This window comes from Streptomyces sp. NPDC002044, assembly GCF_040296725.1.
In the GTDB taxonomy this organism is placed as follows: Bacteria; Actinomycetota; Actinomycetes; order Streptomycetales; family Streptomycetaceae; genus Streptomyces; species Streptomyces antarcticus.
This window is the reverse complement of the sequence record NZ_JBEOXU010000021.1, coordinates 17,835-37,576: the sequence shown is the minus strand read 5'-3', so window position 1 is coordinate 37,576 and position 19,742 is coordinate 17,835. Positions and strand designations below refer to the sequence as shown.

Here is a 19,742-nt window from a genome sequence, read left to right as displayed (position 1 = left end):
CCGGCCTCAGCGGACGGCTTCGGTCCGCGGGGCCGGCGCGGCGACCGGCGGCTTGACCCGGTATGCCTCCGAGGAGATGTACGCGGTCACCCGTGCCGGCCGCCCCTGCTGGTGGGCGAGCCCCAGGTAGGCGATGAGCCCCACGCCGTCGTGCAGGCACCGGCTCGTGACGGCGGACAGCGACCGGACCAGCGGGGCGGGGTCCATGCCGTACCGGCCGAGCACGGCCACCGCGCGGTCGAGGGCCTCGCCGTCGTGCGGGGCGTAGTCGCGGACCGGGACGTACAGGGTGAAGCCGCTGGGGCGGCCGGTCGCCGTCTCGGTGAAGGCGTGGCAGGACTGGACGGGCCGCCGGCCGAGCCGGGGGTCCGCCCCGTCTCCCGTGGCGCCGACGCCGTCGTCGGTGTCGTGTCCGGCCGCCATGCCGAAGAACCTGCCGACCTCGGCCGCCGACTCGGCGACGGGGCCGCCGGCCACGCGGGACAGCCCGGCCGCCTCCGGGGCCGACAGGTCGTGGTGCGCGAGGTAGACCTTCACCCGGGGCTCTTCCCAGGCACCCAGGTCCAGGGCGAAGAACAGGTGGCGATCACCCTCGGGGAGCGCCGCGAACGCCTGCCGGTGGCCGAGCCGGTGCAGGGCCTCCCGCACCGTTGCGGCGGCGCGTTCCCGTCCGGACGCCGCCGGGTTCAGGTACACCTTGACCTTGGGGACCCCGCCGGGGAGCAGTTCCAGCGCACACCACAGTGCCAGCGGACCCTCGGGGTCCGGCGGGAAGAACAGGTCCTCCAGTTCGTCCAGGCGCGCGGTGTCGAACCCCCATCGCTGGGCCAGTTCGTGGATGACCCGCAGACCGGTACGGCCGTTCTCCTCCAGGCTGCCGGCGCCGAACCCCGGTTCCAGCAGCACCCGCAGGGTCGGCGCCGCGTCCGCCACGAAGGAGAGCGAGAACTCCACCGGCGTGTGGTCGTCGGAGAGGAAGGAGCGGTCGGGGGGCGGCAGGTCCAGCGGCCGTTCACCGGCGGGGCCGAGCACCGCGAGAAGCGTTCGCGCGTAGGACGCGGAGTCGGTGCCGCTCAACCCAGCGGCCTCGCACAGCCGCAGTACCTGTCTCGCCGCGTGTCCGCCCAGTGTCTCCACGTCGGGCGGTTTCGGGCCGCCGTGCCGGGACCCCGTCGCCGGAGCCGGGGCTCCCGGCACGGCGCGGAGCGCCCAAGGGGACACCCGCCTGGAGGAGCGGGTACCGAACGGACCGATACCGGCGGGGTGTTGCATGACAGTGGCGTCGTCGGACATGTGGTCCACGACACCTCCTTTTCGCCTCGTGAGCAGGATGGAACAACGCGGTGGTCACTACCCTCGAGGCGAAACGTTCATGCTGTGGTGGGTGAGTTAACGGGAGTTGCGTAGATCACTTTGTGAGCCAGGTGAGGAACTGGCTCCACATGCCGGACCGTTCGCGCCGGCCGCCCGTCTCGGAAGGACCGGGAGCCTCCGTCTGCGGGGCCGCGGCGGTCCCGGGCTGCGGACCGACCGAGGTGAACCGGACGGGCAGGGTGGCGAGTCCCCGGTTGAAGGGGCCCGGGCGCCAGACGAGACTGTCCTCCGGTACGGCGAGTTCGACGTCGGGGAGCCGGTTGAGCAGGTTCTCGATGGCGGTCACCGTGATCTGCCGGGCGGGCTCCTTCGACGGGCAGGCGTGCGGGCCCGCGCTCCACGCCAGGTGGGCGCGGTTGCTGCCGGCCTGGCGTGCGGCCGTCAGCGCCGGCCCGGTGTTGGCCGCCGCGAAGCTGACCAGGACGAGGTCTCCCGCCCGCAGCTTCTGCCCGGCGAACTCCATGTCGGCCGCCGGATAGTGCGCCGCGAGGTTCTGCATCGGCGGGTTCTCCCACAGCGTGTCGTCGATCGCCTCGTCGATCAGACCGCCCTTGTGGGCGTACGCGTCGTGGGTGAGCAGCCGGTGCAGGGTGTTGCCGATGAGGTTGCGCAGTGGTTCGTTGCCCGCCACCAGCAGCAGGGCGAGCTGGTGGACCATCTCCTCGTCGGTCAGCTTCGCCTGGTGCTGCATCAGCCACGAGGTGACGTCCTCGCCCGGCCTGGCGCGCTTGAGGGCGACCAGCTCGCCGACGGCCCCGAACAGCACCTCGATCGCCCGCTCCGCGTTGACGCCGTCGAACATGCCGGTGGCCCCGAACAGCACGCGGTCGCCGATGTCGGCGGGGCAGCCGAACAGTTCGTTGAACACGAACAGCGGCAGCTGCTTGGCGTAGTCGGCCAGGAGGTCGGCCGAACCGCGCGAACCGAACTGGGAGATCAGATAGTTGGAGACCTGCACCGTGCTCTGGCTCAGCCTGCGCGTATCGACGCGGGCCATGCTGTCCGTGACCGCCTGCCGCAGTCTCAGGTGCTCGGGGCCGTCGCTGAACATGCAGTTGGGCCGGTACGCCAGCACGGGCACGGCCGGGTTGTCCGGGCTGATCCGGCCCTCGTCGAAGTCCCGCCAGCGGCGCGCGTCCTTGCGGAACGACCCCGAGTCCTGCAGGAGTTGCAGCGCCGTCGAGTAGTCGGTGACGAGCGTGGCCTCCACTCCCGGGGCGAGCTCCACGGGCGCGGTGGGACCGTAGTGACGCATGTAGGCGTAGTACGCCTGCGGATCGGCCGCGAACCCCGGTCCGTGCAACGGCACCCGTCCGCCGCTGTTGTGGGCCGGGCACCCGGGCGGGGGCACGGGGGCGGTGTGTTGAGCGTCCATGTCTGTTCCTAGCGAGAGCGGTCCAGCAAATAGCGGACAAGGGTGATCAGCGCGTCCGCGGACGACTTGGGGTCGCGCGCGTCGCAGGTGACGACCGGGGTGTCGTCGAGCAGGTCCAGGGCCTCGCGGAGCGCCCTTTCCTCCCGGATCGGCGTCCCGTCGAAACGGTTGACGGCGATCGCGTAGTCCAGGCCGTACTGCTCGATCAGGTCGATCACGGCGAACGAGTCCGCCAGCCGCTCCGGATCCACCAGCACCAGCGCGCCGAGCGCGCCGCGCGCCATGTCCTCCCACATCTGGACGAAACGCAGCTGGCCGGGCGTTCCGAACAGGTAGAGGACCACGCGGTCGCTGATGGTCAGCCGGCCGAAGTCCATGGCCACCGTGGTGGTGGTCTTGCTCCGGACGCCCTTGAGGTCGTCGAACGACTCGCCGGCGCGCGTCATCGTCTCCTCGGTGGACAGCGGAGGGATCTCCGATATCGCCCCGATGAGGGTGGTCTTGCCGACGGCGAAGTGACCGACGACGAGGATCTTCACGGCGGTCTGCGTCGCTCCGCCGCGCACGTACGCCTGCTCAGCCAAACTTGGTGCGGAGCCCATTCAGTACCTCCTCGAGAATGTGCCGGTCCGTGAGCGGGGCCCGCTGCACGGGAGGACGGGTGATGAGGTAGCCGCCCTCCGTGAGAGCGGACAGCAGGATCTTCACCACGCCCATGGGCAGCCGGGTGTGCCCCGCGATCTCGGCGACCGAGAGGAAACCGGCGGTGCACAGGTCCAGCAGGCCCTGCTCCTCCGGGGACAGCTGGGTCGGACGCTGCAACTGGTCGCCCGCCGCGGTGACCAGGGTGATCAGGGACAGCTGTTCCTCGTTGGGCAGGCCACGGCCCTTGGTGATGACGTACGGACGCACTAATTCCGCGGTCTCGGGACCCAGTTCGTCGAAGCCGTTCATGAGCGGACGCCGAGGTTCTCGCGCGGCGGTGTCGTCAGCGCCTTGCCCAGCTGGCCGACGAGCTGCTGCATGCGGAAGGTGATGTCCTGCATGTCGACGTCAGGTGAGGCCGAGACTCCGAGATACGCGCCCTCCCCGGCGGATATCAGGAAGACCCAGCCGCCGTCGAACTCGACGAGGGTCTGGCGCCACTGCAGGTGGCCGCTCTCGATGAAGAATCCGAGCGAGCGGCTGAGCGACTGCACCCCGCTCATCGCGGCGGCGACCGTGTCCGCGCCGTCCTTGTCGAAGTCCTTGGTCCGGGCCATCAGCAGACCGTCGGCGGAGACCAGGACCGCGTGCAGCGCCCCGGGTATCTCCAGGGCGCTGTCCAGCATCCATGACAGATCGTTGTTCACGAGACCTCATGTCCTTCGCTGCTCGCATCACTCGACGGGTTCGCCGAGTCCGGGCGGGTGGCCCGTCCGATCTCCGTACCCCGTTGGAAGGCGCCCATGATCGCAGCGGCCTCGGCGTCCGAGCGGGTCGCCGCGGGTGGGGCCGAGGCGCTGCCGGGCACGATCGCCATCGGCCGCTTGCGGCTGCGCCGGGGCAGGCCGTCGACGGTCGAGGACGCCGTCATCGCGGACTGCGGACCGCCCTGGTCTCCCGCCGAGGCGGGGGCCGCCGGCGCCGGGGCCCTCTTCACCGGCATGGCGGTGAGCAGTTCGTGCGGCAGCAGGAGGACGGCACGGACCCCTCCGTAGGGTGAATTGGAGTCCACGGACACCTCGAAGCCGAAGCGTTCGCAGAGCACGCCGATCACCGCGAAGCCGAACTGCGGGGGGCTGCCCAGGCCGGAAACGCCGGACACCCGTTCACTCGACAGGAGCTTTTCGGCCTTGGCCCGCTCCTCGTCGTTCATGCTGACACCGGCGTCGTCGACGACGATGCAGATGCCCTTGGGCACGGTACGGATGTTGATCTCGACGACGGTGTCCGGGCTGGAATAGCTCGTGGCGTTGTCGAGCAGCTCGGCGAGAGCCAGTGCCACGGGTTCCACGGCCCGATTGGTGATGCCGAAGTCGACCTGCGACAGGATCTCCACACGCCGGAAGTGGCGGATCCGGCCCTGCGCGCTGCGGACGACGTCATAGACCGACGCGACCTCGCGCTGTCGCCCCAGCCAGCCGTCACACAGGACGGCGATGGACTGGGCGCGCCGCCCGAACTGCGAGTTCGTGTGGTCGATCTCCAGGAGGTCCTGGAGAATGACCGACTCGCCGTATTTGGTCTGCAGGCCGGAGATGACCGACTGCTGCTCCGCGGCAAGACCCTGGAGCGTCCTCATCGCGGACTTGAGGACCGATTTCGTCGCGTCCTGCGCCTGCTCCTTCTCGGACTCGACGGATTTCGAGAAGCTGCTCTCCAGCTGGGTGTAGTGGGCTCTTATCTCTTCGATCTCACGCCGAAAGGCCCGCGCTGCCCTGCGCTGGCGAAGAATGACGGAGACCGCGCCGAGCACGGCGGCGAGAAGCGCCCAGATTACTGGGTTCTGTATGTAAGACGTCATAAGACTCTCTTCAGGCGACTGACGGCCAGTTGCTGCATTCCGTCAATGCGGGTGGACCGGCGGACCATCCGTACCGGGGGCACCGCCCGGATGGTCGCCGTGGTCGGAGATGTCGTCGTAAGTCCATCCGCCGCTCCGCAAGTGTGATGATCGTATCACCGGGCCTGTGGAGGTGACCGACCGTCAATGAGGGCCCCCCTGGTGGGTATTGGCCCGATCCCGGCGGCTTCACCGGTATGCGGCGACGTACGGGGAGCCCCTCGCCCCCCGGTGGGTCCGCCCGCCGTCAGCGGGTCGGTACACACCCGTCCGCGGCTTTCGCGGCGCGTTCGCCACGGCCCGGACGCCTCCGCGTCGCTCCCCATTCGGGCACCCTTGTCCGGCCCGTGGGACGGCCGGGTGCCGGCCCGCGGAAGCGCCGGGCGGCCCGCCCGGCGCAATGGGTTCCCCGGCATTCTCCGGATGGCTTGGAATTGCTCCCGATGACCGGGACGGATACCCGCGGTCCCCGGCCGCCGACGGTCCGCGGCGCCCCCGGGCCCGCCCCGCCGGCGCTGCGCCGTACGGGGGCTCCCGCTCCCGGAAGGTTTCACCCGGCCCGATGGCGGCTAGGCGCTCCACATGGTGAGAATCGGGTACACGATGATGACCGAGCAGGCCGGCCCGCGCGAGCTGGTCTCCCACGTGGTGGGGGCGGAGCGGGCGGGGTTCGACTTCTCCGTGATCTCCGACCACTCCTTCCCCTGGCTGGAGTCGCAGGGACACGCGCCGTACGCGTGGAGCGTGCTCGGCGCGGCCGCCCAGGCGACCTCCCGGATCCCCCTCATGACGTACGTGACCTGCCCGACCTTCCGCTACCACCCCGCGGTCGTCGCGCAGAAGGCGGCCACGGTCCAGATCCTGTCCGAGGGCCGGTTCCGGCTGGGACTCGGATCGGGGGAGCGGCTGAACGAGCACATCGTCGGCTCCGGATGGCCCGCCGCCCATGTACGCCTGGACATGCTGGAGGAAGCCGCCGGCCTCATCCGGCGGATGTTCACCGGAGAGTACGTGAGCCATCACGGAGCGCACTTCGACGTCGAGAACGCCAAGCTGTGGGACCTCCCCGACACGCCGCCCCCGGTCGGGATCGCCGTGTCCGGACCCCGCTCCTGCGAGATCGCCGGCCGGTACGGCGACCTGGTGATCGCCACCGAGCCGAAACCGGACCTGCTGGAGCGGTTCGACGCGCACGGCGGCGCGGGCAAACCGCGCGTCGGCCAGCTCCCCGTCTGCTACGACACCGACCGCGACGCCGCGGTGGCCCGCGCCCACGACCAGTTCCGCTGGGCGCTCGGCGGCTGGAAGGTCAACGCCGAACTCCCCGGCCCGGCCTCCTTCGACCAGGCCGCGCGGTACACCCGGCCGCAGGACGTCGCCGGGGCCATCCCGTGCGGAGACGACGTGGACGCCTTCGTCGACGCCGTACGCCCCTACGCGCAGGCGGGCTTCACCGAGGTCGCACTCGTCCAGATCGGCGGCGACCACCAGGAACCCTTCCTGGAATGGGCCGAGGCCAAACTGCTGCCCGCGCTGCGGAACCTGTGAGGTGGCCGCCGCCATGAACCGCGCCGCACTCTTCGACGTCGACGGAACCCTCACCGACACCAACCACCTCCACATCACCTCCTGGTGGGAAGCCCTGCGCCAGGCGGGACACCGGGTACCCATGCACGCCGTCCACCGGGCCATCGGCCTGCCCGGCGAGGACCTCCTCGACCACCTCCTGGGCCAGGACCGCGACCACTCCGGCGACGACCGCGTCAGCGCCGCCCACGACACCCTGTACGCCACGTACTTCGACCGGCTCCCCGCGTTCGGCTCGGCCGCCGACGTCCTGCGGGAACTGGCCGAGACCGGATGGAAGGTCCTGCTCGTCACCTCGGCCAAGGACCGCGAACTAGAGGCCCTGCGCAAGGCCCTCGGCGCGGACGACGCCATCACCGGCACCGCGACCTCCGACGACGTCGAACGGGGCAAACCCGCACCCGACCCCGTCCTGCACGCCCTCGAACTGGCGCGGGTGCCGGCCGGGCGCGCGGTCTTCGTCGGAGACTCCGTCTGGGACATGGAGGCGGCCGCCCGGGCCGGAGTGACCGGCGTCGGCCTGCTGTGCGGCGGCATCCCCCGGGACGACCTGACGCGGGCGGGGGCGGCCGCCGTCTACCGCGACCCGGCCGACCTCCTGGCCCGCCTCGGCGACAGCCCCTTCTCCCGGGTGGCGGCCACCTGAACCGGCCCGGGGCGGGCAGCCGCCCTGCCGCGGGTGATCATGACGTATCCGGGTACCCGCAGAACGTGATCACGGTTGGTGTCGAAGAAGAGTACGTGCTGGTCGAACCGGCTACCGGGCTGCCCGCACCCCTTGTGGAGGGCGTCCGCCGCACGGCCGACCTGGGCCCCCTCGCGGACCGCGCCGAGGTGCAGGACGAGCTGCTCCAGGCGCAGGTCGAGGTGGCCACCCCCGTCTGCTCGAGCCTGGAGGAGGTCGGGGGCCACCTGCTGCGCCTGCGCCATGCCGTGGCCTCGGCCGCCGAGGAGAACGGGTGCCGGATCGCGGCCACGGGCGCCGCGCCGCTGCGGGGGACCGACCCCGTACCCGTGACGCGGACGCCGCGCTACCTGCGGATGGAGGGGGAGGCCCGGCAGCTCGTCGACGAGCACCTGATCAACGGCATGCACGTCCACGTGGCGATCCCCGACCCGGAGACGGGCGTGGCGGTCCTGAACCGGATCCGGGGGTGGCTCCCGACCCTGCTGGCCATGTCCGCGAACTCGCCCGTGTGGGAGGGCCGCGACACCGGCTTCGCGAGCTGGCGGACCATCGTGTTCGGCCGCTGGCCCGTCAGCGGACCGCCGCCGCACTTCGAGGGACACGCCGACTACGAGCGGCGGCTGGAGGCCCTGGTGGCATCCGGCGTGATCGCCGACAGGGGACAGGTGTACTGGCAGGCCCGGCTGTCCGACCGCTACCCCACCGTCGAGGTGCGGTGTCTGGACGTCCAGCTCCGGGCCGACGACGCGGTCATGCTCGCGGGCATCGTCCGCGCGCTGGTCGCCACGGCCATCGCGGAGGAGAAGGCGGGCACCGCGCAGGCCGCCTGCCCGCCGGAGCTGTTGCAGGCCGGGAACTGGCACGCGGCCCGGCACGGACTGAACGGCACCCTGCTCGATCCGCACGGCCGCCCGCACAGCAGCGGCGACGTGCTGTGCACGCTCCTGAGCCACATCACTCCGGCCCTGGAGGACGCCGGCGACCTCCGGCAGGTGAGCGCCCTCGTCCACCGGCTCCTGCGGGAGGGCACGCCCGCCGACCGCCAGCGCCGCGCCTTCACCGAAGGGGGAGTGCCCGGACTGGTCGGCCTGATCACGGGTACGACCGCGACCGACTGACCGGACGGGCACGGCCACCGGGTACCGGCCACCGGGCCCGCGGACGGCAAGGGAACGGGCCCGGACTCGACGAGTCCGGGCCCGTTCCGCACGCGCCGGTGAGCGCGCCGGGTCAGCGGCGGGGGCCGTTGCGGCCCTCGCCCTTGCGGGAGTTCTGGTCGTCCTCGAAGCGGATCTTCTCCTTGCGGACGGTGCCCGAGACCTCCTGGCGCTCCGTGACCTTCTCCGTCTCCAGGCGCACGCGCTCGACGGGCACGGTCTCCTTGCGGGTCACGGCACGCTCGGCGTGCAGGGTGACGTCCCGCTCGGCTCCGCCGATGTCACCCCGTACGCGCTCGCCCTCGCGGACGGGTTCGCGTACGACGCGGACCTCCTCGTGGCTGACGGGGACGGTGGTGGTCACGTTCTCGGTGACGACGACCTTCTTGAGGCGGGCGCGGCCGACCTCCTCGGTCGTCGTCCCCACGCGCAGCCGCTCCTCGGAGCGGATCAGCTCGTCCTGGCCACCGCCGTCGCCGCGGCTGCCCCCGCGGTCGTCCACGTACGTACCGGTGGCGATGCCGGGGGCGTCGACGGACGTGCGGTGCCCGGCGGCTTCGCCCCGGCTCTTGCCCTGGTTCTCGCCCTTGCCGTTCGAGCCGGCCATGCCGTAGTGCTGGTAGAGCCGGTGCTCCTCGTCCGCGTCCAGGTGCTGGTCGGCGTCGACGCGCGGGGCGTCCTTGACGACATCCTTGGCGTGCGGGACGTGCAGGGCCTGGCCGTCGCTGCGAGCGCCCGCGAGGGGGACGAACGACTCCTTCATGCCGAACCAGCCGGTCTTGACGGTGACCCACTCCGGCCGGCCGGTCGCGTCGTCGCGGTAGACCTGACCGACGTTTCCGATCTTCTCCCCGTCCGCGTCGTAGGCCGTCAGGTTGATCAGCTGCTCCGTGCTCAGGAAACCGTTTCCAGCGCTCATCGGTCAATCCTCCAGTGCGTACGGCACGCGATCCGCGGCGACTTCGGTGTCCCGCGCTCACCCCGTGCCCCTCTCTAGACCGCACCCGGCGCCCGGCCGCCGCAACCGGCCGCAGCGGCCGGGAGGACGCCGGGCGGCCGTGGGGGCCGTGGTACCACCGCGTATCGGAGGGATGACACAAAGCGACGGCGTACGCCGGACGGGTGAACCGCCCAGGCCGGCACCGCGCTCCGCTTCCCGGACCCACCGCCTCGGCCACTGCCCGCATCACCACCCGCAGACGGGGCATCCGACTGCCGGGCGGCCGATCCGGACCACCCCGCGCACCCGCCCACCCGCGCACCCGCCGAGTCCGGCACCGCACCGAGGGGCCGCACCACACCGAAGGGGCACTCCCGTGGCACGCACCGTCGCCCATGTGATCGTCGACGCACTGAAGGACCTGGGCGTCGAGCACGTCTTCGGAGTCGTCGGAGACGCCTTGAACCCCCTGACCGACGCGATCCGCACCACGGAGGGCCTGAGCTGGGTCGGCTGCCGCCACGAAGAGGCCGCGGCGTTCGCGGCCGGGGCGCAGTCGCAGCTCTCCGGAACACTCGGCGTATGCATGGGAACGGTGGGGCCGGGCTCCGTGCACCTCCTGAACGGGCTGTACGACGCGGCCAAGAGCCGCACCCCGGTGCTGGCGATCTGCGGCCAGGTGCCCCTGTCCGAGATCGGCAGCGACTACTTCCAGGAAGTCGACAACGACCTGCTCTTCCGCGACGTCGCCGTCTACCGCGCCACCGTCACCTCCCCGGACCAGATGCCGCGGATGCTGGAGTCCGCCGTACGCGCCGCCGTCAGTCAGGGCGGAGTGGCCGTCCTGACGGTCCCCGGCGACCTCGGCGACCGGGAAGCGGGCGAGGACCGCCCCGCGCGCTTCGCTCTCGACCGCGCCGTCACCCGTCCCGACGACCCCGCCCTCGTGGCGGCCGCCGAACTCCTGAACGCCGCCTCCCGCGTCACCCTGCTCGTCGGCCGCGGGGCACGCGACGCCCGGACCGAGGTCCTGCGGGCCGCGGAACTCCTCTCCGCCCCCATGGTGCTCACGCTGAAGGCGAAGGAGGGGTTCGAGGACGACAACGCCTTCCAGGTCGGTCAGACCGGCCTCATCGGCAACCCCGCCGCGGGGCACGCGCTCGACCACGGCGACGCCCTCCTCATGCTGGGCACCGACTTCCCCTACCGGGACTGGTACCCGAAGGACTGCAAGGTGGTCCAGATCGACACCCGCGAGGAGCACCTGGGGCGCCGGGTCCCCGTGGACGTGGGCCTGGCCGGTGACGTCGGCGCCACGCTGCGGGCGCTGCTCCCGCTGCTGAAGGCGGCCCCGGACCGCGCGCACCTGGACGACGCCCGGGAGCGGTTCGCGCACTGGCGGGAAGGCCAGAGCCGCCTGGCCGACACCGGCCACGACCACCGCTGGACCGGAAGGCTGCGGGCCGCGCTGGACAACCGCGGCCACGACGTCCGCCCCGAGGCGCTGGCCGCGGCCGTCGACGCGTACGCGGACGACGACGCCGTCTTCACCTCGGACACCGGCATGGCCACCGTGTGGCTCTCCCGCTTCGTCACCATGCGCGGCACCCGGCGCCTGATCGGCTCGTACAACCTCGGCTCGATGGCCAACGCCATGCCGCAGGCCCTCGGTGCCCAGCTGTGGGCGCCCGACCGGCAGGTCGTCGCCTTCTGCGGCGACGGCGGGCTCAGCATGCTGCTCGGCGACCTCATGACGATCAAGACCTACCGGCTGCCGGTCAAGCTCGTCGTCTTCGACAACCGCCGGCTCGGCATGGTCAAGCTCGAACAGGAGCAGGCAGGGCTGCCCGAGTTCGGTACGGAACTCGACAACCCCGACTTCGCGGCGGTGGCCACCGCGCTCGGGATCACCGGGATCCGCGTCACCGATCCGGCCGAACTCCACGACAGCGTCCGCCGGGCGCTGCGGACCCCGGGACCGGTCCTGCTGGACGTCCTGACCAACCCCGAGGAAGTGGCCGTACCCGGTAAGCCGACGGTGGCACAGGGGTGGGGCTACGCCATCGCCAAGGTGAAGGAGATCCTCCCGGGCGGCGAAGGCTGACCCGGCCCGCGAAGACTGACCCGGCCCGCGGCCGCCGACGGCGCGGGGCCGTCCGGGTGACAGCGCCCGCAGGTGCAGTACCGCGGGCCGCGGCCGCGCGCGGGGCGGGAAGGAAACACCGTGTCCGTCCCCCGGTGCGGGGGACATTCCTGAAACGAGGATCCATGTCTGAACTCTGGAGCTATGGCCCCGACTCCCGCTACACGGCCGGAGCCAGCCTGATCGGATTCAAGGTCGAGGCGGCCGACGGCCACATCGGCAAGGTCGGCGAGCACACCCAGGACGTCGGGTCCTCGTACATCGTCGTCGACACGGGCCCGTGGATCTTCGGCAAGGAGGTCCTGCTGCCCGCGGGTACGGTCGGCCGCGTGGACATGGAGGAGCGGACGGTCCACGTGAGCCGTACCAAGGAGCAGATCAAGAACGCCCCCGAGTACGACAAGGACAAGCACCGCGACGACGCCGACTACCGGGGCCGGGTCGGCGACTACTACGGCCGCGACCAGGGCTGACCTCCGCGCGAGAGGCCCCGGTTCCCGTACGAGGTACGGGAACCGGGGCCTCACCGCGTACGGCGGTCGCCTCGCGGGGCAGACTTCGCCGGGATCGGGGGCCGCCGGGGCAGGGGCGCCCGGGTGCGCCCGGCGGGTGTGCTCAGCGGCCGCCGGTGAGCGGGCGCGCCACGGCCCTGGCACGGGCGACCGTACCCGCGGCGGCCGCTTCCACGGGGCGGCGGACGGCGCGCACCGGATGCCTGTGGTCGAGGGCGTGGCGGGAGCGGTAGGCGAGCGAGGGCTTTCCGTGGGTGTCCGCGGAGGCGATGAGCAGTCCGCCCAGCACGGAGAGGTCCGCCAGGAAGTGGCCGCGCAGACGGGCGCGCTCCTCCCGGTCCTCCGCCTCCCAGAAGGCGTGGGTGGACAGGGTGGTCGGCACCAGGGTGGCGGCCAGTGCGAGCGAGGCGAGGCGCGGGGCGCGCCCCGTCGCGAGCAGCAGGCCCGCACCGATCTGGACGGCGCCGCTCAGGCGCGCCAGCTTGAGCGGGTCACCGGCCAGTGCGGGGATGCGGTCACCGACCGCCCGGACGACGGGTTGCGCTAGCTCCGCCACCGCCTCGGGGCGGCGCAGGGTGCGCAGTCCGCCGGTGACGAAGGGGGCGGCCAGCAGGGGGCGGGCGAGCATTCGAAGGACAGCCATGTCCCGCTGTTGCCCGGCCGCGGTCCGTCCATCCGTCCGTCCGTCGGCCTGTCCGTCCGGCCGTCCGTCGGCCTGTCCGTCCGGCCGTCCGTCGGCCTTCGTCCGTCCGCCGCTGTCGGTCCGGCCCGGGCCGCCCGCCTCAGCGCAGGGGCTTGTCCAGTACGGCCTTGCGGTGGCTGAAGGCGTCCAGCGAGTAGCGGCCGTGGTAGCTGCCCATGCCGCTCTCGCCCACCCCGCCGAAGGGGAGGTCGGAGACGGTGAGGTGGGCCACGGGCAGGCCGAAGGCCAGACCGCCCGAGGAGGTCTCCCGGGTCAGGCGTTCGCGCGTGGTGGCGGATTCGGTGAAGGCGTAGAGGGCAAGGGGCTTGTCGCGGTCGCGGATGAAGGCGATGGCCTCGTCGAGTCCGGCGACCTCGACCACGGGCAGGATCGGGCCGAAGATCTCCTCGCGCATGACGGGGGAGTCGGGTGCCACCCCGGCCAGGACGGTCGGGGCGATGTAGCGCTCGCTCCGGTCGTGGGCGCCGCCGGTGACGGTGCGGCCGGAGTCGAGCAGGCCGGTCAGCCGGTCGAAGTGCCGCTCGTTGACGATCCGGCCGTAGGCAGGGGAGGCCGCGGGGTCGTCGCCGTACAGCCCGTGCAGGGCGCCGGCCAGCTCCTTCTCCAGTTCCCGGGCCGTCTCGGGGTCGGTCAGCACGTAGTCGGGGGCGACGCAGGTCTGGCCGGCGTTCATGAACTTGGTGGACGCCAGCCGGGCGGCCACGACGCCCAGGTCCGTGCCCCGGTCGACGAACGCGGGCGACTTGCCGCCGAGTTCGAGCGTGACCGGCGTGAGGTTCTCGGCGGCGGCCCGCATGACGATCCGGCCGACCTGGCCGTTGCCGGTGTAGAAGATGTGGTCGAAGCGCTGCGCGAGCAGGTCGGTGGTCTCCGCCACGGCGCCCTCCACCACCGCCACCGCGTCGCGGTCCAGGTAGCGAGGCAGGAGGTCGGCGAGGGCCCGCGAGGTGACGGGCGCCAGTTCGCTGGGCTTGGCCACGACGCAGTTGCCGGCGGCGAGCGCGCCGACGACCGGGGCGAGCAGCAGCTGGACGGGGTAGTTCCAGGGGGCGATGACGAGGACCACGCCGAGCGGGTCCAGCACGGTGTGGGCGACCGCGGGGCTCAGCCGCTCCGGTACGGGGGCCGGCTGCGGGCGAAGCCACTCGGCCAGGTGCTCCAGGGTGTGGTCGATCTCCCGCACGGTGAAGTCGATCTCGGTGCGGTACGCCTCCTCACGGCTCTTGCCGAGGTCGGCGCGCAGGGCGGCGGCCAGCTCGTCACCGCGTTCGGTCAGCAGCGTCCGCAGGGCCTCGAGCTGGGTCGTCCGCCAGGTCAGGGGCTTCGTACGGTCGGTGGTGAAGGTGGCGCGCAGGCGAGCGACGACGTCTGCGGGCTTCTCCGACGGGTGGTCCGACATGCGTGTCTCCAGGGGGTCGGGCAGCGCCGGGAGGGTGCCGGCGCTCGTGGTGCGCAGCGGTGCGGGATCAGTCCGCGCCGATCGATGTGCAGGGCAATTAATGTATATAGCAACTAATGGGGCGTGGGTATTCCCGGCGGGCGGGCGGGCGTGGTCGCGGCGGTACGCCGGGCGGGCCGACGTCCGCCCGCCGGGTGAGTGCCGCGCCTCGGGCCGGCCCGGGCCGGGTCAGGTCTGGGACGTCGCGGTGGCGAGGTCGGGGTGCACGGTGACGACCCGGTCCGCACCGGTGAGCGCCAGCAGACGGGCGAGTTGCGGCGACGGCCGGGCCACCCGGAGGTCCGCGAGTTGGCGCACCCGCAGCAGCACGGTCAGACAGGTGGAGTCCGCGAAGGTCACGCCGGCCGCGTCCAGGATCACGATGTGGTGGGACGCCGCCGCCTGGCTGAGAGCCGCTTCCAGGGGCGGGAGCGTATCGAGGTCCAGCTCACCGCGCGCCTCGACCACCCAGGCCGCCCCCGACGCGTGCTGGTAGCCCAGCGGGCCCGCCTCGGGGCCCGCGCCGATACCGACTCCCGTCGTGTCTCCCATGTCATCTCCCATGAAGCCGAGCATGCCCGATGGCCCTGGGCGGGGCCAGACCCCGAAGGTCCTCGCCGTCCCGGGCGGGGCGACCGGTTTCCGTCGGCGGGCAGGGGCGGGTGGATCCGAGTCCGCCGCCCGCACGCAACGCCTCGCGGCTACGCCGCGGCGGCATCGGGGCGGGCGGCCAGTTGACGTTCCCGCTCCGTCAGCCCGCCCCAGACGCCGTACGGTTCCACCACGCGCAACGCGTGCTCCAGGCATCGGGCGCGCACGGGACACGTCGAACACACGGCCTTGGCCGCCTCCTCGCGCGCCGCCCGGTCCGGCCGCGGCTCGCCCTCCGTGTGGAAGAACGCGTCCGCTCCCGCGCCGCGGCACGCGGCCTCCGCCTGCCAGATCCAGTGGTGCTCCGCCCGCCCGGGCAGGTGCGACACCCTCGCCATCCCCATTGCTCTCCTACAGCCAGGTCATCGAACGCGTGCTTCAGGGAGACGTCTGGCCACAAAGACGTGTTCGAAACGTGGTCCGGGCCCGGCGGACGCGGTTCGAGGACCGCGGACGCCGCCGGGCGCTCCGGCGGGTTGTTCTGGCGGGGCGCTCCGGCGGGGCGTTTGCGCCGGTCGGTCAGCCGAGACGGACGGCCACGAGGCAGGTGTCGTCCTCGTGGGTCTCCGGCGTGTACGCGGCCATGATGCGGTCAAGGGCGGCCTGGGCCGTGAGCCCGTCGCACGCCGCCAGGACCGTACGCAGGGCGTCGATGCCGGACGTGATGTCCTCCCCGCGCCGCTCGACCATGCCGTCGGTGTAGAGCAGCAGGAGGTCCTGCGGACGCAGGGCGCTGGTCGCGGTGGCGTAGTCGTAGCCGGGCAGCATGCCGAAGAGCGGGCCGCGGTGCCCGGTGTCGAGGACCGATGCCCGCCCGTCGCGGAGCAGCAAAGGCGCGGGATGCCCCGCGCAGGCCCAGCGGAAGTTCCTCTCGACGTCGATGTGCCCGATGATGCCGGTCGCCGTCCCGGCCGCCGGGTCCCCGCACAGCAGCTCGTTGAGCCAGGTGGTCAGCTGCCCCGCGTGGGTCCCCGGCGCGTGCGCGAGCCCCGCGAGGGCGTGGCGCTGCTGCGCCATCCGGGCGACCGCGCCCAGTCCGTGCCCGCAGGCGTCACCGATGGCGAGCAGGATCCGCCCGTCCGGCAGCAGACGGCACTTGTACCAGTCGCCGCCGACGGCCGCCTCCGATTCCGCGGGGACGTAGGCGGCCGCCACGGACAGCCCGATCTGGGCGAGTTCGACGGAGTGCGTGGGCAGCAGCGCCTCCCGCAGTGCGGTGGCCACCCGCCGCTCGGCCGCCGCCTCCTCGCGCAGCCGTTCCGACTGCCGTCGGCTCGCCGCGAGCCGCTGGCGACTGCGGACCTGCGCCGTGAGGTCCCGCGCGATGAGGTGCACCGACCACACCAGGCCGTCCGTGGCGACGACGGGGTGGCCCACCAGGTGCAGGGTCCGGATCTCGCCCACCACGCTGAAGCGCACCTCGGCTCCCGGCGGCTCCTCCCCGTCGAGCAGGGCCGTGAGCAGCTTCCCGAACCGGGGTACGTCCTCCAGCAGGACGGCGTCACACAGTTCGGCCAGCGTCAGGGGCCGCGCCGTGACGGTGCGGAAGATCGACGCCAGGCCCTCCGACCAGGTGGTGGTGCCGGACAGCAGGTCCCAGGTGCCCCAGCCCATCGACGCGATGTACTGGGCGTCGAGCGACAGGAGTTCCGTACGGTTGCGGGCCGGTCTCCACGTCGCCAGCACGCCGTCCCCGCAGGAGGCGGCGTCGTACAGCAGCTGGGTGCGGTGCAGCCCGTCGCTCCGCTGCTCGGTGTAGTCGACCGCCTGGGCCTTCAGGGCGCGGCCGCTGGTGAGCACATCGGCCAGCGCGTCGATCAGGCCGCCCGCCGCGGCCCCGGGCTGGACCTCCCGCAGCCGTCGGCCGACGTGGTGGTCGGGCGCTTCCAGCCACTGCGCGGACCGGACGTGGTTGCCGGCCCTGACGATGAAGTCGACGGTGCGGCCGGAGTCGTCGCGCACGGGCACGAGCAGTGCCGCGGACACCGGGATGGCGGGCAGCGTGGCGCACAGGCAGGCCAACGGATCGTGGCCCTCGGGCCCGTCGCCGCAGGAGTGCTCCGGCCCGTCGCCGCCGCAGGCGCACGGAAGGGAGGGAGGGTCCGTTCGGGTGCCGGACGGCTGTCCGTCGTCCAGTCTCACTCCGGCGTCACGACGGGCCGTCGTGCGCAGCGCCGCGATCTCCCGGGCGAGAAGCTCCTTGAGCGCGTCCGGATCTTGCGGGATCGAGGGAGTCATCCGTCCTCAAGGGCTTCGAAAAGGCAGCATGGGGGCGCCATGTCGCATGATGTCCTCTCTTGTTCTCATCGACCGTACAAGGTGATGCGGTGCCCCCGCCTGCGGATGCGGCGCCGCCGAACTCCGGGCCGGCCCGGCCCGCCGACGCTCAGGCCGTCGTCCGGGCCTCCCGGCGGAGAGGGAGATCCGGGGCGGCGGACGGGGAGGTGACGCTCCTGAGGTAGTTGTCGGGCCGTACCAGGAACAGGGCCGGAGCGGTGACGTCGTACGCGTCGTGGGCGTGGCCGTCGACGTCGACGAGGGCGCCCGGTAGGGACGGTGCCCCCGGCCGGACGATGTGGTGCACGCGCAGGCCCGGCGCGTCCGGCGGGAGAGCGGCGTCGGGTGCGTCGAAGACCAGCAGTGTCCAGTGCGGTCCGCGCAGCAGGTCGAAGACGCGGGTCGGGCCGCACGGCGCGTCGGGTGCCCGGTCGCCCGCGCGCAGCCGGCCCGCCTCCGTCCCCGGTCCGCCGGTCAGCGGCCCGCCGCGGTAGTTCAGGGACAGCTGCCGCAGCACCGGATCGTCCCGGCGCAGCGCGTCCTCGGCGTTCTCGCGGTGCGCCTGGTGCAGCCGGGTACTGATGCCGAGTACCCCGGAGGCGACCGGCAGGCGCTCGGCCTCGTACGTGTCGAGCAGCGCGTCGTCCCCGGCCGCCAGCTTCCAGCCCAGGTTGAAGGCGTCCTGGACTCCGGTGTTCAGACCCTGCCCGCCCGCCGGCGAGTGCACGTGGGCGGCGTCCCCCGCCAGGAAGACGTTGCCCACCCGGTAGCGGTCCACCATCCGGATGTTGGGCCGGAAGAGCGAGGTCCAGCCGACCCGGGTGAGGGTGACTCCGGACTCGACCTCGTCGACGAGCTCTTGGAGGGAGGCCAGGGAGATGTCGTGCGCGGGCGCCACGGAATCCCCCTCCAGCGGAGCCGTGAGCTGGAAGTCCTCCGTGCCCGGCAGCGGGCACAGCGCCAGCCGCACCGAGTGGGCGCCCGAGGGCCACACGTGCCAGTGAGCGCGGTCCAGGCCCGTCAGACGGACATCGGCTATCCACATGTGCTCGGCATCCCGGGTCTCGCCGAGGAAGCCCACGCCGAGCCGCCGCCGCACGGTGCTGCGCCCGCCGTCGGCTCCCACCAGATAGCGGGTGGTGACGCGCTCCCCGGTGCCGAGCGTGACGTGCACGTCGTTCCCGTCCTGCGTGAAGTCGGTGACCTCGACCCCCCGCTCGACCCGCCCGCCGAGTTCGGCCAGCCGCTCGGCCAGCACTTCCCCCGTACGCCACTGCGGAATCATCAGGGCGTTGGGATGGGGAACCGAGGGCGTCGGCGCGTGCGGCGCGTCCATCCGCCGGATCGTCGTACCGCCGTCCGGCCGGTGGATCAGCAGCTCGGGATAGCCGGCGCCGAACGCCTGGAGCCGGCCGAGCACCCCAAGGTCCTCGAACACCTCCTGGGTGCGGGGCTGTATCCCCTTGCCGCGCGAGCCGTCGCACGGGTGCGGCGACTTCTCGACGATCCGGAACGGCACGCCCCGGCGTGCCAGGTCGATCGCGAGCGTGAGCCCGGTCGGGCCGGCGCCCACGATCAGAACGGTGAATCCAGATTCAGTGAACATGGATTCATGCTAGGGGTGCTGTTAGCCTGCCGTCAATACACGGAGCTCGGAGGTGGGCATGGCGGTCGGCGTGCGCAAGCAGCAGGCGGCGCGGACCGAGGCGGAACTGAAGGCGGCGGCGGTCCGGGCCTTCGGGCGCCTCGGCTACCTGAACACGAAGATCACCGACATCACCGCGGAGGCGGGCCGGGCGGCCGGATCCTTCTACAACCACTTCGCCAACAAGGAGACGCTGCTCGAGGCGCTGCTGGCGGACCTGCTGGCCGAAGCCGACACGACCGTGGTGGTGCCCGGGCACGGGGACGACTTCCGCGACCGCGAGTCGGTGCGCTGGCACGTGGCCGCCTACTGGGACTTCTACCGTCGCTACCGGACGACCGTGGTGGCGCTGCACGAGGCGGCCACGGTGGACGAGTCGTTCGAGCGGCGCAGCCGGGAGCTGATGGAGCCGGACCTGCGGCACGTCGCCGGCCACCTCGAGCACCTTGACCTGCCGGGCGATCCGTTGCTCGTGGCCTCGATGTTCACCACGCTGCTGTCCACCTGCGCCGGCCTCTGGCTTTCGGGACGCGGGCCCGAACTCGGCCGGGAGCTGTCCGACGAGGAGGCGATCGAGACGCTGACCTCGTTCCTCCACGCCGGCATCGGCGGCGGCACGGCGTGACCCCCGGGGCCGGCTCCCTCCGGCCCGAGGACGGGCGCCCGGGCGGGCGCCGCAGGCCCGAGGCCCGGACGCCCGCCCGCGG

The 19,742-nt window shown here is 72.5% G+C and carries 19 protein-coding genes; 6 read left to right on the top strand and 13 right to left on the bottom strand.

Annotated elements, in window-relative coordinates:
* Positions 1 to 6: 6 nt before the first annotated feature.
* The 6 genes from ABT106_RS08415 to ABT106_RS08390 form a co-directional block, all read right to left on the bottom strand.
* Complete coding sequence (locus ABT106_RS08415; RefSeq protein ID WP_351274169.1) at positions 7 to 1,077, bottom strand: tryptophan dimethylallyltransferase family protein; 1,071 nt, start codon at positions 1,075 to 1,077, stop codon at positions 7 to 9.
* A gap of 331 nt (positions 1,078 to 1,408) precedes the next feature.
* Positions 1,409 to 2,749 carry a cytochrome P450 gene (locus ABT106_RS08410; protein WP_351274167.1) on the bottom strand — a complete coding sequence of 447 codons (1,341 nt, stop codon included), beginning with the start codon at positions 2,747 to 2,749 and terminating at the stop codon, positions 1,409 to 1,411.
* Positions 2,750 to 2,757: 8 nt separating this feature from the next.
* Positions 2,758 to 3,351: a GTP-binding protein gene (locus ABT106_RS08405; protein ID WP_351274165.1), complete on the bottom strand. Its 594-nt coding sequence runs from the start codon at positions 3,349 to 3,351 to the stop codon at positions 2,758 to 2,760.
* Positions 3,326 to 3,703 (bottom strand): DUF742 domain-containing protein, encoded by a 378-nt coding sequence (locus ABT106_RS08400; RefSeq protein WP_351274163.1) that lies wholly within the window; start codon positions 3,701 to 3,703, stop codon positions 3,326 to 3,328. The genes ABT106_RS08405 and ABT106_RS08400 overlap by 26 nt, the downstream gene beginning before the upstream one ends.
* Positions 3,700 to 4,101 (bottom strand): roadblock/LC7 domain-containing protein, encoded by a 402-nt coding sequence (locus tag ABT106_RS08395; protein ID WP_267719842.1) that lies wholly within the window; start codon positions 4,099 to 4,101, stop codon positions 3,700 to 3,702. Before ABT106_RS08395 ends, ABT106_RS08400 begins: the two co-directional genes overlap by 4 nt.
* Complete coding sequence (locus ABT106_RS08390) at positions 4,098 to 5,255, bottom strand: ATP-binding protein (protein WP_351274160.1); 1,158 nt, start codon at positions 5,253 to 5,255, stop codon at positions 4,098 to 4,100. The genes ABT106_RS08395 and ABT106_RS08390 overlap by 4 nt, the downstream gene beginning before the upstream one ends.
* Before the next feature lie 621 nt (positions 5,256 to 5,876).
* On the opposite strand from ABT106_RS08390, the gene ABT106_RS08385 reads away from it, so the two are divergent.
* The 3 genes from ABT106_RS08385 to ABT106_RS08375 all read left to right on the top strand — a co-directional run bounded on the left by ABT106_RS08385 (position 5,877) and on the right by ABT106_RS08375 (position 8,687).
* Entirely contained in the window at positions 5,877 to 6,842 is a 966-nt protein-coding gene (locus tag ABT106_RS08385) for an LLM class F420-dependent oxidoreductase (protein WP_351274157.1), read from the top strand.
* A 13-nt stretch (positions 6,843 to 6,855) separates the two neighbouring features.
* A complete protein-coding gene (locus ABT106_RS08380; RefSeq protein WP_351274155.1) occupies positions 6,856 to 7,527 on the top strand; it encodes an HAD family hydrolase in 672 nt (223 codons plus the stop codon).
* 65 nt (positions 7,528 to 7,592) lie between these two features.
* Complete coding sequence (locus ABT106_RS08375; protein ID WP_351274152.1) at positions 7,593 to 8,687, top strand: carboxylate-amine ligase; 1,095 nt, start codon at positions 7,593 to 7,595, stop codon at positions 8,685 to 8,687.
* 112 nt (positions 8,688 to 8,799) lie between these two features.
* Here ABT106_RS08375 and ABT106_RS08370 read toward each other — a convergent pair whose 3' ends face one another.
* On the bottom strand, positions 8,800 to 9,645 hold the full coding sequence (locus ABT106_RS08370; protein WP_351274149.1) for a PRC and DUF2382 domain-containing protein: 846 nt from the start codon (positions 9,643 to 9,645) through the stop codon (positions 8,800 to 8,802).
* A gap of 397 nt (positions 9,646 to 10,042) precedes the next feature.
* Here ABT106_RS08370 and ABT106_RS08365 point away from each other — a divergent pair, with 397 nt between their 5' ends.
* Both ABT106_RS08365 and ABT106_RS08360 read left to right on the top strand, forming a co-directional pair.
* Positions 10,043 to 11,770 (top strand): thiamine pyrophosphate-dependent enzyme, encoded by a 1,728-nt coding sequence (locus ABT106_RS08365; RefSeq protein WP_351274146.1) that lies wholly within the window; start codon positions 10,043 to 10,045, stop codon positions 11,768 to 11,770.
* Between the two features lie 164 nt (positions 11,771 to 11,934).
* Positions 11,935 to 12,282: a PRC-barrel domain-containing protein gene (locus ABT106_RS08360; protein ID WP_351274143.1), complete on the top strand. Its 348-nt coding sequence runs from the start codon at positions 11,935 to 11,937 to the stop codon at positions 12,280 to 12,282.
* Positions 12,283 to 12,424: 142 nt separating this feature from the next.
* On the opposite strand, the gene ABT106_RS08355 is transcribed toward ABT106_RS08360, so the two are convergent.
* The 6 genes from ABT106_RS08355 to ABT106_RS08330 all read right to left on the bottom strand — a co-directional run bounded on the left by ABT106_RS08355 (position 12,425) and on the right by ABT106_RS08330 (position 18,996).
* On the bottom strand, positions 12,425 to 12,964 hold the full coding sequence (locus tag ABT106_RS08355; RefSeq protein ID WP_351274141.1) for a DoxX family protein: 540 nt from the start codon (positions 12,962 to 12,964) through the stop codon (positions 12,425 to 12,427).
* Positions 12,965 to 13,103: 139 nt separating this feature from the next.
* A complete protein-coding gene (locus ABT106_RS08350; protein ID WP_351274138.1) occupies positions 13,104 to 14,423 on the bottom strand; it encodes an aldehyde dehydrogenase family protein in 1,320 nt (439 codons plus the stop codon).
* A 228-nt stretch (positions 14,424 to 14,651) separates the two neighbouring features.
* The gene (locus ABT106_RS08345) at positions 14,652 to 15,014 is read right to left on the bottom strand and encodes an STAS domain-containing protein (protein WP_351274135.1); all 363 of its coding nucleotides are present in this window, start codon (positions 15,012 to 15,014) and stop codon (positions 14,652 to 14,654) included.
* Positions 15,015 to 15,163: 149 nt separating this feature from the next.
* Positions 15,164 to 15,451 (bottom strand): WhiB family transcriptional regulator, encoded by a 288-nt coding sequence (locus tag ABT106_RS08340; protein WP_351274132.1) that lies wholly within the window; start codon positions 15,449 to 15,451, stop codon positions 15,164 to 15,166.
* Between the two features lie 181 nt (positions 15,452 to 15,632).
* Positions 15,633 to 17,351 carry a PP2C family protein-serine/threonine phosphatase gene (locus ABT106_RS08335; protein WP_351274129.1) on the bottom strand — a complete coding sequence of 573 codons (1,719 nt, stop codon included), beginning with the start codon at positions 17,349 to 17,351 and terminating at the stop codon, positions 15,633 to 15,635.
* A 148-nt stretch (positions 17,352 to 17,499) separates the two neighbouring features.
* Complete coding sequence (locus tag ABT106_RS08330) at positions 17,500 to 18,996, bottom strand: FAD-dependent monooxygenase (RefSeq protein ID WP_351274127.1); 1,497 nt, start codon at positions 18,994 to 18,996, stop codon at positions 17,500 to 17,502.
* A gap of 58 nt (positions 18,997 to 19,054) precedes the next feature.
* Here ABT106_RS08330 and ABT106_RS08325 point away from each other — a divergent pair, with 58 nt between their 5' ends.
* Positions 19,055 to 19,660, top strand: a complete 606-nt coding sequence (locus ABT106_RS08325) for a TetR/AcrR family transcriptional regulator (RefSeq protein ID WP_351274125.1) — start codon at positions 19,055 to 19,057, stop codon at positions 19,658 to 19,660.
* Positions 19,661 to 19,742 lie beyond the last annotated feature (82 nt).